This window comes from Streptomyces sp. GQFP, assembly GCF_021545335.1.
In the GTDB taxonomy this organism is placed as follows: domain Bacteria; phylum Actinomycetota; class Actinomycetes; order Streptomycetales; family Streptomycetaceae; genus Streptomyces.
The window spans coordinates 946,426-960,500 of record NZ_CP089312.1 but is presented as its reverse complement, the minus strand read 5'-3'; the positions used below and the strand labels follow the sequence as shown (position 1 = coordinate 960,500).

The following is a 14,075-nucleotide window of genomic DNA, read 5'->3' as shown; positions in this document are numbered from 1 at the left end:
CCTCGCATATGCGCTTTCCGACGTGACCGTCACCCGAGTGGTTTTGCCGCACTGCCGGACAGGGCCTTCCCAAGCATCTAATCTGACGTTAATGTCACCTTGGGATCCAAGACCAGGAACAGCGAGGGAGTGTCACCGTGAACACCCGCAGGAACGCACCGCACGAGCACGGAGCCCCCCGATGACCCGGCGCGCTGTCATCGCGGGTGTGGCCCTGTCCGACTTGGGACGTGTCGACGACCTCTCGCCCTATGCGCTGACCGCGCAGGCCAGCAGGCGAGCCCTGGCCGACGCCGGCCTGACGCCTTCCGACATCGACGGCTTCTGTTCCACCGGACTCGGCGCACTCGCCCCCGTCGACGTGGCGGAGTATCTCGGCCTGCGGCCACGGTGGTTCGACTCGACCGCCGTGGGCGGCTCGACCTGGGAGGTGATGGCGGCGCACGCCGCCGACGCCATCGCCGCCGGGCACGCCGACGTCGTACTGCTGACGTACGGCTCGACGGCCCGCGCCGACATCCGCCAGAAGAGGCGTACCGCCAGCCTGAGTTGGGGGACCCGGGGCCCGCATCAGTGGGACGCGCCCTACGGGCACACCCTGATCTCCAAGTACGCGATGGCGGCCCGCCGCCACATGCACGAGTACGGCACGACGATCGAGCAACTGGCCGAGATCGCCGTGTCGGCGCGTCACAACGCCAGGGACAATCCAGAGGCGTACTACCGCGATCCGATCACCGTCGAGGACGTGTTGTCCGGGCCGATGATCGCGGACCCGTTCACCAAGCTGCACTGCTGCATCCGCTCCGACGGCGGCGCCGCCGCCGTGATCGTGGCCGAGGACCGCATCCCCGATCTCCCGAAGGCCCCCGTGCGGATTCTCGGCACCGGTGAGAGCCTCAGCCACCTCGCCATGAGCCAGTGGCCCGACTTCACCACCGGGCCGGCCGCGGTCTCCGGTCGGCTCGCGTTCGAGCGGGCAGGTGTCCAGCCCGAGGACATCGATGTCTGCGAGCTCTACGACGCCTTCACCTACATGCTCCTTGTCACCCTGGAGGACCTCGGGTTCTGCAAGAAGGGGGAGGCCGGGCCCTTCGTGGAGAGTGGCGCGCTGCGGCTGGGGGGTGCTCTGCCGACGAACACCGACGGCGGCGGGCTCTCGGCCTGCCATCCGGGACAGCGCGGCCTGTTCCTGATCGTCGAGGCCGTCCGGCAGCTGAGGGGCGAGAGCGGGCCCCGCCAGGTTCCCGACGCGAAACTCGCGTGCGTCAGCGGGACCGGAGGGTGGTTCTGCTCCAGCGGCACGATGATCCTCGGCGTGGACTGAGGCGTCGACGGGATCCGGGCCGGTGCCCGTCGGCATCAGGCCCGGGAATGCGGCGCAGCCCATCCGGGTTGCGCCGCCTCCGCCTCAAGGCCGGCGCCGTGCTCCTTCGCCGGCGAGCCTCACTGCAACATCACGCCCGCGTCGACGGGGAGGCAGACACCCGTGACGTATCGGCCGGCGTCGGAGGCGAGGTACACGACGGCGCTGGAGACGTCGTCGACCTCGACGACGTGGATCCCCATGGCGTTCGTATTGGCCTGCACGGCGGTCGGGTGCTGCTCACTGAATGCCGCGAAGGCCTCGTTGTCGATCATCGGGGTCAGCACGCCGGTGGGGTGCACGGTGTTCACGCGGATCTGCTCGCGCCCGAGTGCTCGGGCGTACATCCTCATGAGACCGACGACTCCGTGCTTCGCCGCGTGGTAGCCCGCCATCCCGGGTGTGTATGCGTCCATGTCCATGATCATGCTCTTCAGTCCCGCGACGGAGCTCGTGATGACGATCGACCCGCCCTGGCCCTGCTCCCGCAGGACGGGAATCGTTGCGTCGAGGGTGTGGAATACGCCGGACAGCATGATGTCGATCGCGTCGTGCCAGGCCGCGGCGCTCTTGGCCTCGTCCCCGGCCATCGGCATGATCCCGGCGTTCGCCAGCACGATGTCGAGTCTGCCGAGCTCGGACAGCCCCTCCTGCAGCACCTTCTGGACCGAAGCCACGTCGCGCACATCGCCCTGGCGTGCGACGATGCGGCGCCCCGTGGCCTCGACCAGCTCGACCGTCCTGGCCAGGTCGGCACTCGTGGCCATGGGGTAGGCGACCGACTCCACCTGGCCGCAGAGGTCGATCCCGATGATGTCGGCGCCCTCGTTCGCGAGGCGGACCGCGTGGCGCTGCCCCTGACCACGCGCGACCCCGGTGATGAACGCGACTTTCCCTTCGAGTGAGCCCATCTGTCTTCCCTTCGGTTGTCGGCCTGTCGTTTCCGCCCTCGCGTCGCCGGCGTCACACGCTCTCGGGGATGCTCAGCCGGGGAGGCGAAGGCCGGCGGCCCGGGTCCGGAACACGTCGGTGGCCATGACCGGACCCAACTTGGAGGCGTCCCAGCGCTTCCCGCCGTTGCTGACGGTCCGTGCCTCGGTCCAGCCCTCCATCAGGTGGATGTGCTCACCCATGGCACGGATCACCTGGCCGCTGACGTGCGCGGCCTCCTCGCTCGCCAGCCAGGCGACGACGGGGGAGCACAGCGACGGGTCCTTGGGGTCGAACTCGTCCTCGGGACGCTCGTCCGGCTCGAGCGGTGCCGCATGACCGGGCAGGGCGGCCGAGATCCGGGTCGTACCACCGGGGCCGATCACGTTGGTCGTGACACCGATGCCGCTCAGTTCGAGATTGAGGGTCAAGGAGAGCCCCACGATCGCGGCCTTGGCCGCGGCGTAGTTCGACTGGCCGAAGTTGCCGAGGAGACCGGCGCCGGAGGTGGTGTTGATGATGCGGCCGTAGACCTTGCCGTCGCCGGCCTTCGCCCGGGTCCGCCAGTGCTGTGCCGCGGCGTGGCAGGTGAGCCAGGTGCCCCGGACGTGCACCCGCATGACGAGGTCGAAGTCCTGGGCCGACATGTTCCAGATGGCGCGGTCGCGGACGATGCCGGCGTTGTTCACCAGGATGTCCAGCTTCCCGAACTCGTCGTGGGCCTGCTCGACCAGCTCGGTGGCCTGCTGCTCGTCGCCCACGTCCGCGAAGTTGGCGACGGCGTGGCCGCCGCGTCCCTTGATGATCTCCACGACCTTCTCGGCGTCGCGGCCGCTGCCTTCGCCGCTGACCGAGGTGCCGAGGTCGTTGACGATGACGGTGGCGCCGTGCCGGGCCAGTTCCAGCGCGTGGCCACGACCGATGCCGTGGCCCGCGCCGGTGACGACGGCCACCTTTCCTTCGAGCAGACGGGACATGCATGTGCTCCTTGAGCTCTTGAACGGGGATGCGTGGTGACGGAAAGGGGCCGGACCTTCTTGTTCCGTCAGTCTCCGGACCGCGGGTCCGGACGGAAGGCGACGGCCGTCACGTCGTCGGTCACCTCGGTGAACTCGGCGACCAGCGACATACCGATCGAGAGCTCGTCCGGCGGGCAGCCGACGATCGTGGTCATGAGGCGGGGTCCCTCGGCGAGGTCGACGACCGCCGCGACGTAGGGAAGGCGTTCCTTGAACGGGGGCAGGTCGTTCACGAACACCGTGGAGTACGTGTAGAGGGTCGCTCGGCCGCTGGCCGGCTGGTCCGTGAGGTCCTCGCTCCAGCACTTCGGGCAGAACGGCCTCGGGTAGTGGTGCACGTGACCGCACGAGTCGCAGCGGACGAGCAGGAGGACGCCGTCCCTGGCCGCCGTCCAGTAGTGGGCCGCTTCTCCTTCGACGGTCGGCAGATCGCTTCTCATCGTGGTCATGTCACCATCCCTTGAAGCGCGGAGCGCGGCGCTCCATGAACGCCGCGACGCCCTCGGACGAGTCGTGTGCGTGGGACTGCATCTCCTGCGCCATCCCCTCCAACAGGAACGACTCGTCCCTGTCGGCGTCGAGGGAACGGTTGAAGAGCTTCTTGGTCAGGGCGATGGCGCTGGTGGGCGCGGCGGCCAGCCGCTGAGCGAACTCGTCGACGGTCGGCCGGAGTTGTTCTGCAGGGACGACGCGGTTCACCAGGCCGAGTGCGAGCGCCTCCTCGGCAGGAAGCCTGTCTCCGAGGAAGGCCAGCTCCTTCGCCTTCTGCAGACCGATCCTGCGGGGCAGCAGATAAGCCCCGCCGGCATCGACGACCAGTCCACGCAGGACGAACGCCTCGATGAATGCCGCCGACTCGGCAGCGACGACCAGATCGCACGCGAACGCCAGGTGGGCTCCCAGTCCGGCCGCCGGCCCCTGCACAGCGGCGATCACGGGTTTGCCGCAGTCCAGGACAGCGGCGATCAGCTGTTGGGCTCCACCCATGATGCGGCGCATAGTGTCACCCACCCGCTTCTCCGCACCGTTGTTCCCGATGCCACTCACGTTCGCACCGGAGCAGAAATGCCTTCCGGTCGACGCGATGACGACGACGCGCACCTCCGGATCGGTGTCGGCCTGGTCGAACAGCTCGATGATGCGGTCCCGTTGCTCGGGGGCGATCGCGTTGGCGGTCTGCGGGCTGTTCAGCACGATCCGCAGGATGCCCGCGGACAGTTCGTGCAGCACCAGCTCCTCGGCAGGGGCCTGCGCTGTCATGGTCAAAGTCTCCTGCCCGTACGGCTGATGAGGGACTGACGGTGCCTCGGGACGACGTGGCGGCGGGCATCGCGAGCACGGAGGCGGAGCCCGTGCGGCTGCGGCCTCGCGCACGGCCGGTTCCCTGGGGCGTTCGGTGATGTCGTCGAGGTGGACCGGTGCTGGCACCCGGCTACGATCCGAACATAGCGCACTCTGACAGTAATGGCACCAAAGATTCGTGGCCTATTGGTGCCTTGCCCTCCCTTGTGGAATGGTGAGGGTCTTGAGTATCTGACATTCATGACACCATTTCGTGGCCCCGCGGTCGCCGAGAGGAGCACGATGACAGGCGCTGAGAACGCGACGATCACGTATGGGGTGGTCGACAACGTCGCCACAGTCACCCTCAACCGTCCGGACCGCTACAACGCCTTCAACGAGCAGATGACGCTTGAGGTGCAGCGGGTCTGGGAGCGGGTCCGCGGCGACGACGACGTCCACGCCGTCGTGGTGCGCGCGGCCGGTGACAACGCCTTCTGCACCGGGATGGACGTCCGGGACGGGCCCTGGTGGCAGGACGTCAACGTGTGGAGCCGCGAGGACCCCGGTGTCAGGCTCGGGCCGAAGCAGCAGGGCGTCTTCAAGCCCGTGGTGGCCGCTGTGCACGGGATGGCCGCGGGCGGTGCCATGTACTTCCTCAACGAGTCCGACATCATCATCTGCTCCGACGACGCCACGTTCTTCGACCCGCACGCGAACGGCGGCATCGTCTCCTCCCTGGAGCCGGTCGGCATGCTGCAGCGCGGAGTTCCGCTGGGAGACGTGCTGCGCTGGGCGTTGATGGGCAACGAGGAGCGGATCGGCGCCGAGACGGCGCTGCGACTCGGCATCGTGACCGAGGTGGTACCGCGCGAGGAACTCTGGGAACGGGCCGACGGCATCGCCCGTCGGATCGCCGAGCGGCGTCCGGAGGCCATCCAGGGGACCGTCCGCGCGATCTGGGAGGCCGTCAACCAGCCGCCGGCCATCACCCGCGCCAGCGGCCTGCTGTACCCACAGGTCGGCAACGGCGACGCGCGGCCACGGATCGAGAAGAACGGGCAGAAGCCCAGGATCCGTTGAGGGGGCTCGGGTTTCTGACGGAACCATTCACTACTGTTGCCAGGGCGATCCGCACGTCCTGCCCTGAATTGCGGGTACGGCATCGAGGGTAGACAAGGGAACCCTCCTGTTCCAGACTTTGATTCTGACACCATTGTCTAGTGTTGGGCAGGCTTCAGTGACCCCATCGATCGATGCCGATGTTCTCGTCGTCGGCGCGGGCCCGTGCGGCATGACCCTGGCGAACCTGCTGGGGGTGTACGGGGTCTCGTGCATCCTCGTCGACCGCGATACCGAGGTGTTCGACTTCCCCCGCGCCGTCGGCATCGATGACGAGTCCCTGCGCAGCTACCAGGCGGCGGGCCTGGTGGATGACGTTCTCGATGACGTCATCCAGAACACGGCGATCCGCTACTACACCTCGTGGGGACGCCTTCTCGCCCACGTCAGTCCGAGCGGCCGCCCGTTCGGCTGGCCCCGGCGGAACCTCTTCCTGCAGCCGCTCTTCGAGGCCACGCTCCGCCGCGGCGCGCGGCGATTCGCCACCATCGACGTGCGCCTCGGCCACGAACTCGTCCACCTGGAGCAGGACGGCGAGGGCGTGCGGGCCACCGTGAAGTCGGCCCAGGGCGAGCCCGTCGCACTGCGGGCGCGTTACCTGGTCGGGGCGGACGGCGGCCGGAGCACCGTACGCCACGAGGTCGGCGTGCCCCTGACCGGCACCACGGCCCCCGTCCGATGGCTCGTCGTCGACGTCGCCGAGGACCGGATGGAGGGGCTGTACTCGGCGGTCCACTGCGATCCGGTACGCCCCGTCCTCACCATCCCGCTGCCGTACGGACACCGGCGTTTCGAGTTCAAGCTCCGGCCGGACGAGGACGAGGAGGGCGTCACCCGCCCGGAGAACATCGGGGCGCTCCTCGCCCCGCTCTACGGCTCGACGCCGCTGCCCACCGTCCTGCGCGGCCGCGTCTACCTCCACCACTCGCGGATCGCCGACACCTTCAGCTCCGGCCGGGTGTTCCTGGCGGGGGACGCCGCGCACCTCCAACCCCCGTTCTTCGGGCAGGGGATGAACTCGGGAATCCGCGACGCCACCAATCTGGCGTGGAAGCTCGCGGCCGTCGTCTCCGGCCGGGCCGACGAACGGCTGCTGGAGACGTACGACACCGAACGCCGCGGCCACGCCGCACAGATGGTGGGCTTCGCCACCCGGATCGGCCGCATGTACAGCCCCTGGAGCAGGCTGACCGAGCGGCTGCGCACCCTCGTCTTCCGGGCCGTCAGCCGCGTGCCCGGCGGCCGTGACTACATCCTGCAGATGAAGTACAAACCGATGCCTCGCTATGCCACCGGAGCGCTGGCCGCCGACCCCGCACGTCCCCGCAGCCACCCCGTGGGCAAGATGTTCATGCAGCCGTACGTCGAGACCGGCTCCGGAGCGAAGGCGAAACTGGACGATGTGCTCGGCCCCTGGTTCGCCCTCGTCGGTGTGCGGTTCGACCCGGCCGAGCTGCTCGGCCCCGAGGAACTCGCCTGGTGGCGCGCGCTCGGCGGGAGGCTGATCCAGGTGGACTGGCCGCGCTCGGAGTCACGCCCACTGCACGGAGGCGGCCAGGCCGGCCGGCCGCGGGCGGACACGGGCACCGAGGTGGTCGAGGACGTGGACGGGGCGTTCCGGGAGTGGCAGGCGACCCGGCCGGACGACGAGTTCTTCGTGCTGCGTCCGGACCGCTACCTGGCCGCCGTCAGCGACCGGAGCGGGGCCACGGCGGCACTGCGGGGTCTGCGGGACGTACTGGGTGGTCCGAGTCCGGACCGTGTCGGCTGACGCTTCTCGATCGCACCGCGGGGTCCCTCGGTGCGGTTGGGACGGTCGTGGCCGCGCGTGTCCTGGGTCGTGAGGCAACGGCAGCGTCGGTCGCTGTCGGTGGCCGATGGGGGGTCGCGGTGGCGAGGCGTGCTGGGTGGTCCGAGTCCGGGCCATGTCGGCTGATGTTTCTCGGCTGCGCCGCGGGGTCTCTCGGTGCGGTCGGGACGGTCGTGGCCGCACACGTCCGGGACCGTGAGCCAACGGCAGCGCCGTTCACTCACGGTCCCGGATGAGACCGGCCTGGTTGTCAGGCGTCGTAGGTGGCGACCAGACGGCCGACGACATCGCCCTTGGAGAGGCGGTCCAGGCCCTCGGGGATCTCGTTGAAGGTGATCGAGGTGAGGGTGGGGTTCAGCTCGCCGCTCGCCAGCATGTCGTAGACGCCCTTGATGTCCTCGACCGAGCCGCCCAGGGAGCCGATCAGGGTGATCCGGCGGGTGACCAGGGCCGTGGTGTTGATGGTGGCCTCCATGCGGCCCAGGCCGACCTGGACGACCGTGCCGCCCGGGCGGACCGCCTCGATGGCTCCCGCGGTGGTGGTGCCGAAGCCCGCGAAGTCGATGATCACGTCGAGGTTCTCGCCGGCGAACTCTGTGACGTCGCTGACGATCCTCGTGACGCCGATCTCCTCGCCCAGCGGCCAGACCTGCTTGTTGGGCTCGGCGACGTGGACCTCGCAGCCGCGCAGCACGGCGATACGGGCGCCGATCTGCCCGAGGCCGCCGAGTCCGATGATGCCGACCCGGTCGCCCTCCTTGACCCCACCCGCGGTGACCACGGCGTGGTACGAGGTCATGCCGGCGTCCGTGCCGGCGGCGGCCTGCTCGAAGCTGAGCGACTCCGGCACCGCGACCAGGGACTTGGCGCTGGCCGCGCACTTGAAGGAGTAGCCGCCGTCATGGGTGTAGCCGGGGGAGGTGGCGCCCTCCTCGCTGGGGCAGACGCCGACGCGGTCGCCGACCTTCCACCCCTCGACGTCCTCGCCGACCGCACTGATCACTCCGGCGATCTCGTGGCCGGGGGTGAGCGGGCGCGGGCCCAGCATGGGCAGCCAGCCCTCGTCCTCCAGCAGACCGACATCGGAGTGGCACAGGCCGGCCGCCTTGATGTCGATGACGACGTCGTCGGGGCCGGCGGTGGGCTCGGGCACCTCATTGAGGACCAAGGGCTCGTGGGTGTTGGTGAATTGCCAGGCCTTCACGGGGAAATTCCTTCCTGCGCGGGCGGGTTGCCTCCGGGGACGGCCGTCCGCCGCGTGCACTACAACGATGGGGCGACGAGTGTGAGAGGGCAGCGCCGCCGTCGGCCGGTACCGGCCGACGGCGGGCAACTACTGCTGAAGTGCCAGCTCCTGATGCCACTCGGCCGTGGTCAGCACCGTCGCGAGACGCGGCGGCTGCTTCGCCAGCTCGAGCAGGGCGGGGTGCAGACCGGGATCGGGGTCGGCACAGGCGTCGCTGAGGATCGTCACGCCGAAGCCCTTGTCCGTCGCCTCACTCATCGTTCCGAACACGGTGCCGCCGGTCGTGATACCGGCGATGACCAGGTGGGTGATGTCCAGGCTGCGCAGCACGGCGTCGAGGTCGCTGCCGTGGAAGGCGCTGATCCGCACCGCACGGAACACGTAGTCACCCGGCTGGCGGGCGACCTTCTCGTGCTCGCGGTCCGAGTCGCCGAGGAGCAGTTGCCCGCTCGCCGCGAGCGGTGCGCGGCTCGCGTCGTCGAGCTCCGGATAGCCCGGGCGGTAGCCGAGGTTGGAGTACATGACGGGGATACCCGCCTTGCGTGCTCCCTCGATCGCGTGGGCGATCCGGTCGACCACGTCCGCGTCCACCATGTAGGCGATCGCGGGTTGTACATGCAGCACCAGCAGCGCGGTGCGACTGGCGGAGCGGCTCTCCGTAACCACGTACGTATCTCCTTGTCATGCGGCGACGGGAGCGGCCTGGCATGGGCCGACCGCCGCGGAACGAGAGGCTTCATCACGGGATCGGCCGCGAGCGCGGCGCGGATCCTCGCCGATGCGGTGCGGGGCTAGAGCTCCCTGATTCCGTCGAGCGACGTCGCCTGCAGCCGCTCCGGCTCGCCCTCGGTCACGAGATACGTCTCGCCGCTGAGCATCATGTCGACATGGTCGGAGCGCAGCATGGGGTGCGCGACCAGGGTCATCCCGGGCTCGAACCGGAACGGCTCGGTGCCCACGCGCGGCTCGGTGATGTCGAGCCCCAGCAGATGGCCGATGTTCCCGTCGGTGGAGCTGTACCCGTCCGCCGCGAGGGATTCGGTCATCGCCTTCGCCGCTGTGCGGGCGTCCACCCCGGCTCGGACGTACTCGAGAGACGCCCGGCGTGCCTTGACGATCGAGTCGTGGGAACGCTGGATCTCCGGGTCGGCCTGACCGATGGATATCGCACCGGTCAGCTGGGAGTAGTACCCCTGGATCCGGGGCGAGATCTCCAGGCTGAAGATGTCCCCCTCCGCCAACGGCTCGGACATCCGGTACCAGTTGAGCAGCGGGGTCGGGAAGAGGATGACGACGAGCGAGCCGTAGTACGCGTCGAGCGGCGCGTCGCAGCCGTGGCTGACGAGATAGTGCTGGATGTCGCCGAGGATCTGCCGGGGCGAGCGGCCCACCCGGACGAATTCGGCGGCCTTCTCCCAGACCTCGTCGGCCAGTTGGGCGCTGGTCCTGAGAATCTCCAGCTCTTCCTTGCTCTTGACGTAACGCAGGGCCTGCACGTCGTGCAGCACCGAGTGGGTCTCGATCCCCGAGCCGGCCTCACCGAGAGCGGTGACCCAGGGGGCCGTGTCGCCATCTCCCACACTGACGCCGACCCGCCGGGCCCCTTGGGCGGCCAGCCAGTCGACCACGCGTGTCGGCACGGGGGTCCTGCCGGGCTGCTCATGGACCACTTCGAGCGAGCCACCCGCGATCTGCTCCGTCGAGCTCGGCCGGAACCCCCGTACGACCAGTTCGTTGACGCCCTCGCGGGAGAGCAGATAGTACGTGTCGTGCGACGGCATCCACGCACCCGTCAGATAAATCATCTCGGGGCTCTGTGTCGCCCCGCGTACGACCATCGCGTCCAGCCCGCGTTCTTCCAGGATCGCCTGGGCCCTGGATCGACGGTGGGCGATTTCCTCCATACTGATGCGCATTGCGACTCCTCGCTGCCAGTAGGGTTGGTGGTGCTCGATAGGTGCGACTCGGCGCCGCAAGGTTACGAAGGTGTCAGATCCGGTTCGATACGCGTGGGTGCCCAGCGTGATCGCGTGCGGCCGTCGGACCCTCCCGCAGGTCGGCGGCGCTCCTGCCCGACACGGTTTCGTGAGCGGCACCGGTCATGGGATTGACCATACCGGCGGTGTCGCACAGGATGAAGCGCAAGATTTACCAGTACATATGCATGCCATGCATAGGCGACCTCCGGGACGAGGTGCGATGAACCAATGGATCTGGACAAGCTTTCTCATGCTGTAACCGTGGCCCGCGAGGGCAGTCTGTCGGCTGCGGCAAAAACAATTCCCATGTCGCAGTCGGCCCTGACCCGCAGCATTCAGTCCCTGGAGAAGAAGTACGGACTCAGGCTGTTCGAGCGCAGCAAGAACGGCGCCAAGCTCACCCCGGAGGGGACGGTCTTCATCGCGGCGGCGGAGGAGGTCCTGTGGAGCGCGCGGCGTGCCGACGAACGCCTTGTCGCCGTCGCCACCGGGCAGAACTCCACTGTCCGTTTCGGTGCGGGGCCGGTCATGACGGCCTGCATCCTGCCCCGCGTGCTTCCCCGCCTCGCGAACATGAAGGCGAACTTCCAGATCCGCACCGGTTCGAATGCCAGCCTTCGGTCGCTGCTCAGCCGGGGCGAGATCGACTTCTTCGTCGGAGGGGCACCCGCGGGCTCCGACCACTTCTCCTCGGCGTACGGGTTCCGGCTCCACCCCACCTGGTCCGAGACGGGATCGACGGAGATCTTCGTCCGGGCCGGCCATCCGCTCACGGAGGTGTCCTCGCCCCTCCAGGACCTCTCCCGCTACCCGGTGGCCTGCGCGTCCTTCACGCGGGACCGTCTCGGTCCCGAGGGCTTCCACGCCCTGGGGCTGCAGCGGCCGTCGGTGGAGGTCGACGACTACCACGTCCTGACGGCCCTGGTCTGCGCGTCGGACTTCCTGCTGATAGGGACCCCGACCGTACGGCAGATGCGTCCCGAGTCCGAGATGGTCATGCTCTCGCTGGACACCCGCGGCATGCTCCAGCCGTGGAACTGGGCCGTCGTCTCCCACTCCAGGGGCCCGCTCTCGGCTGCCGGTTCAGCGCTCGTAGGGGTGCTGGGCGAGGAGTTCGACCGGATCCAGGCGTACTCGGACTGAGGGCACGGGGACCGGCGGGCCGGGCTGGAGCGCGAGCCGGAACGGGGCCCCGAGGGGCGACCCGCCGCGGGTTCGGGCCGCGCAGCCATGCACGCCGTGCACGTATGCCGCCGTATTTTGCACTTTTCACTTATCAGTACCGCCGTTAACGTCGGATGCATGAGCCAGGTTTCTTACGAGAAGATTGAGACGAACGTCGCCGCTCTGGACGGACGATTCCGCGAGACCATGGCAAGGGTCGCTGCATCTGTTGCCGTGGTAACGGCAATTGACGGTGACGGGCCGCACGGAACGACGGTCACCGCATTCATGTCCCTTTCCATGTCGCCACCGATGGTGCTCGTCTCGCTCAACCGAAATTCTCAGTTGCTGGAAATAGTCCGGAACACCGGCCGCTTCGGCGTCAATGTCCTGAGTGCGGATCAGAGCGCGTTCGCGGACGTGTTCGGGCGTAAGGGCCGCGACAAGTTCGCCGGTATCGACTGGTCGGCCGACCACGGCGTCCCGCGGCTGTCCGGTACCGCGGGCTGGGTCGCCTGCGCGACCACGTCCCTGATCTCGGCGGGCGACCACGAGCTCGCACTCGGGCTCGTCCTCGAGGCCGAGAGCGACGCCACGTTGTGGCCTCTCACCTACCACCTCCGCACCTTCGGTACGCACGTCCCGGCCGCATAGCCGCCCCGACCCTCTGCGTTCCCCACCTCATCTCGTCCCGCATCACGTCAGGAACAGGAAACCCATGCGCAAAGACACCATGCTCCTCGCGGCGTTCACCCAGGCCTCGGTCACCCAGACCGGTGTCGGAGCGTGGATGCACTCCGGCAGTGACCCGCACGTGCTCGATGCGGACTACTACATCAACCTGGGGCGCGAGGTGGAACGGGGCGGATTCGACCTGATCTTCTTCGACGACCGGCTGGCCGCGCCCGCGGCCTACGGCGGCTCGGTGCGCGAGGCGGTGCGGCGCGGCTCCCGTGTCATCAAGCTGGACCTGCTGACCATCCTCACCCTGGTGGCGGCCAACACGAGCCGCATAGGTCTGGGTGCGACGTACTCGACGACCTACTACAACCCGTACCACGTCGCCCGCGCCTTCGCGACGCTGGACCACGTCTCCAAGGGCCGTGCCGTCTGGAACATCGTCACCTCGCTCAACGCCGAGGAGGCCGCGAACTTCGGCGTCGGCGAGGTGCTCGAGCACGACCAACGTTACGACCGCGCCGACGAGTTCCTGGAGATCGTGACCGGCCTGTGGGAGAGCTGGGAGAAGGACGCGATCCAACTCGACCGTGAGACCGGGATCTTCGCCGACCCGGACAAGGTCCACCAGCTCGACTACCGGGGGAAGTACCTGTCCTCGCAGGGCCCGCTGACGGTGCCCCGCCCCCCGCAGGGCTGGCCGGTCCTGCTGCAGGCCGGGCAGTCCGGCCGTGGCCGGCAGTTCGCGGGACGCTGGGCCGACCTCATCTTCGCCGCCTCGACCGAACTGGAGGGTGCCAAGAAGAGCTACGCGGCCCAGCACGACGTCGCCGCCGAGGCGGGCCGGACGGCCCCGCCCGCCCGCATCCTGCCGTGTGCCCAGGTCGTCGTGGGACCGACGGAGCAGGTCGCCCGCGAGAAGAAGGCGTACCTGGAGAGCCTGGGCGACCCTGTCGAGGGGCTCATCCAGCTCGCCGAGCTGGCCGACGTGGACCTCTCCGCCTTCCCGAAGGACGAGCCGTTCCCGGACGACCTGCTCGACCGCGTCACCGGCTCGAAGGCCGTCATGCAGAACCTGCTGGCCGGCACCGAGAAGGCGTACGGCCGCAAGCCCACCCCGGCCGACCTCGGCAACTTCTTCGCCGGCCGGACCGGCGGCCACCAGTTCGTCGGCGATCCGGGACAGGTCGCCGACGAGATGGCCGAGTGGTTCCACGGGTACGCCTGCGACGGCTTCGCGATCGCGCAGAACGACAGTCCCGGCAGTTTCCAGGACTTCGGGCGCTACGTGGTCCCGGAGCTCCGCAAGCGCGGGCTCGTCCCCGAGGTCGACGCCACGCCCCGCACCGTCCGCGACCGTCTCGGCCTCGGGTCACGGGTGTCCCGGGGCGCGGACCAGGCGTAGTGCCCACTGCCGTTCCGGTCGCCAGGCCGCGTGGCCCGGCACCGGGACGGTTCCCCGGGGAGGGTTTCCGTCCCG

General features: G+C 68.9%; 13 protein-coding genes. 6 read left to right on the top strand and 7 right to left on the bottom strand.

The window, feature by feature from the left end; translation table 11 throughout:
- Positions 1 to 181: 181 nt before the first annotated feature.
- Positions 182 to 1,327, top strand: coding sequence for an acetyl-CoA acetyltransferase (locus LUX31_RS04390; RefSeq protein WP_235473214.1), 1,146 nt, complete (start codon positions 182 to 184; stop codon positions 1,325 to 1,327).
- A 119-nt stretch (positions 1,328 to 1,446) separates the two neighbouring features.
- Here LUX31_RS04390 and LUX31_RS04385 read toward each other — a convergent pair whose 3' ends face one another.
- From LUX31_RS04385 to LUX31_RS04370, 4 genes are all read right to left on the bottom strand, one after another.
- The gene (locus LUX31_RS04385) at positions 1,447 to 2,277 is read right to left on the bottom strand and encodes a mycofactocin-coupled SDR family oxidoreductase (RefSeq protein WP_235473213.1); all 831 of its coding nucleotides are present in this window, start codon (positions 2,275 to 2,277) and stop codon (positions 1,447 to 1,449) included.
- Positions 2,278 to 2,349: 72 nt separating this feature from the next.
- Complete coding sequence (locus tag LUX31_RS04380; RefSeq protein ID WP_235473212.1) at positions 2,350 to 3,273, bottom strand: SDR family NAD(P)-dependent oxidoreductase; 924 nt, start codon at positions 3,271 to 3,273, stop codon at positions 2,350 to 2,352.
- Positions 3,274 to 3,341: 68 nt separating this feature from the next.
- Entirely contained in the window at positions 3,342 to 3,764 is a 423-nt protein-coding gene (locus LUX31_RS04375; protein WP_235473211.1) for a Zn-ribbon domain-containing OB-fold protein, read from the bottom strand.
- 1 nt (position 3,765) lies between these two features.
- Positions 3,766 to 4,575: an enoyl-CoA hydratase/isomerase family protein gene (locus LUX31_RS04370; protein WP_235473210.1), complete on the bottom strand. Its 810-nt coding sequence runs from the start codon at positions 4,573 to 4,575 to the stop codon at positions 3,766 to 3,768.
- A gap of 324 nt (positions 4,576 to 4,899) precedes the next feature.
- Between LUX31_RS04370 and LUX31_RS04365 the strand changes: the two genes are divergently transcribed.
- Together LUX31_RS04365 and LUX31_RS04360 are read left to right on the top strand one after the other, a co-directional pair.
- Positions 4,900 to 5,679 carry an enoyl-CoA hydratase/isomerase family protein gene (locus LUX31_RS04365; RefSeq protein WP_235473209.1) on the top strand — a complete coding sequence of 260 codons (780 nt, stop codon included), beginning with the start codon at positions 4,900 to 4,902 and terminating at the stop codon, positions 5,677 to 5,679.
- Positions 5,680 to 5,836: 157 nt separating this feature from the next.
- On the top strand, positions 5,837 to 7,489 hold the full coding sequence (locus tag LUX31_RS04360) for a bifunctional 3-(3-hydroxy-phenyl)propionate/3-hydroxycinnamic acid hydroxylase (RefSeq protein ID WP_235473208.1): 1,653 nt from the start codon (positions 5,837 to 5,839) through the stop codon (positions 7,487 to 7,489).
- A 289-nt stretch (positions 7,490 to 7,778) separates the two neighbouring features.
- On the opposite strand, the gene LUX31_RS04355 is transcribed toward LUX31_RS04360, so the two are convergent.
- The 3 genes from LUX31_RS04355 to LUX31_RS04345 all read right to left on the bottom strand — a co-directional run bounded on the left by LUX31_RS04355 (position 7,779) and on the right by LUX31_RS04345 (position 10,690).
- Positions 7,779 to 8,732, bottom strand: a complete 954-nt coding sequence (locus LUX31_RS04355) for a zinc-binding dehydrogenase (RefSeq protein ID WP_235473207.1) — start codon at positions 8,730 to 8,732, stop codon at positions 7,779 to 7,781.
- Between the two features lie 129 nt (positions 8,733 to 8,861).
- The gene (locus LUX31_RS04350; protein WP_235473206.1) at positions 8,862 to 9,440 is read right to left on the bottom strand and encodes a cysteine hydrolase family protein; all 579 of its coding nucleotides are present in this window, start codon (positions 9,438 to 9,440) and stop codon (positions 8,862 to 8,864) included.
- Positions 9,441 to 9,565: 125 nt separating this feature from the next.
- Positions 9,566 to 10,690, bottom strand: a complete 1,125-nt coding sequence (locus LUX31_RS04345; protein ID WP_235473205.1) for a M24 family metallopeptidase — start codon at positions 10,688 to 10,690, stop codon at positions 9,566 to 9,568.
- A 291-nt stretch (positions 10,691 to 10,981) separates the two neighbouring features.
- Here LUX31_RS04345 and LUX31_RS04340 point away from each other — a divergent pair, with 291 nt between their 5' ends.
- The 3 genes from LUX31_RS04340 to LUX31_RS04330 all read left to right on the top strand — a co-directional run bounded on the left by LUX31_RS04340 (position 10,982) and on the right by LUX31_RS04330 (position 14,000).
- Positions 10,982 to 11,896, top strand: a complete 915-nt coding sequence (locus LUX31_RS04340) for a LysR family transcriptional regulator (protein WP_235473204.1) — start codon at positions 10,982 to 10,984, stop codon at positions 11,894 to 11,896.
- A 159-nt stretch (positions 11,897 to 12,055) separates the two neighbouring features.
- The gene (locus tag LUX31_RS04335) at positions 12,056 to 12,571 is read left to right on the top strand and encodes a flavin reductase family protein (RefSeq protein ID WP_235473203.1); all 516 of its coding nucleotides are present in this window, start codon (positions 12,056 to 12,058) and stop codon (positions 12,569 to 12,571) included.
- Between the two features lie 64 nt (positions 12,572 to 12,635).
- Complete coding sequence (locus LUX31_RS04330) at positions 12,636 to 14,000, top strand: NtaA/DmoA family FMN-dependent monooxygenase (protein ID WP_235473202.1); 1,365 nt, start codon at positions 12,636 to 12,638, stop codon at positions 13,998 to 14,000.
- Positions 14,001 to 14,075: the final 75 nt, after the last annotated feature.

Bases quoted from the DNA above. Each gene is read 5' to 3' on its own strand.
- LUX31_RS04380 (WP_235473212.1), bottom strand. From the start codon at position 3,273: ATGTCCCGTCTGCTCGAAGGAAAGGTGGCCGTCGTCACCGGCGCGGGC.
- LUX31_RS04390 (WP_235473214.1), top strand. From the start codon at position 182: ATGACCCGGCGCGCTGTCATCGCGGGTGTGGCCCTGTCCGACTTGGGA.
- LUX31_RS04385 (WP_235473213.1), bottom strand. From the start codon at position 2,277: ATGGGCTCACTCGAAGGGAAAGTCGCGTTCATCACCGGGGTCGCGCGT.
- LUX31_RS04335 (WP_235473203.1), top strand. From the start codon at position 12,056: ATGAGCCAGGTTTCTTACGAGAAGATTGAGACGAACGTCGCCGCTCTG.
- LUX31_RS04345 (WP_235473205.1), bottom strand. From the start codon at position 10,690: ATGCGCATCAGTATGGAGGAAATCGCCCACCGTCGATCCAGGGCCCAG.
- LUX31_RS04340 (WP_235473204.1), top strand. From the start codon at position 10,982: ATGGATCTGGACAAGCTTTCTCATGCTGTAACCGTGGCCCGCGAGGGC.
- LUX31_RS04370 (WP_235473210.1), bottom strand. From the start codon at position 4,575: ATGACAGCGCAGGCCCCTGCCGAGGAGCTGGTGCTGCACGAACTGTCC.
- LUX31_RS04365 (WP_235473209.1), top strand. From the start codon at position 4,900: ATGACAGGCGCTGAGAACGCGACGATCACGTATGGGGTGGTCGACAAC.
- LUX31_RS04330 (WP_235473202.1), top strand. From the start codon at position 12,636: ATGCGCAAAGACACCATGCTCCTCGCGGCGTTCACCCAGGCCTCGGTC.
- LUX31_RS04375 (WP_235473211.1), bottom strand. From the start codon at position 3,764: ATGACCACGATGAGAAGCGATCTGCCGACCGTCGAAGGAGAAGCGGCC.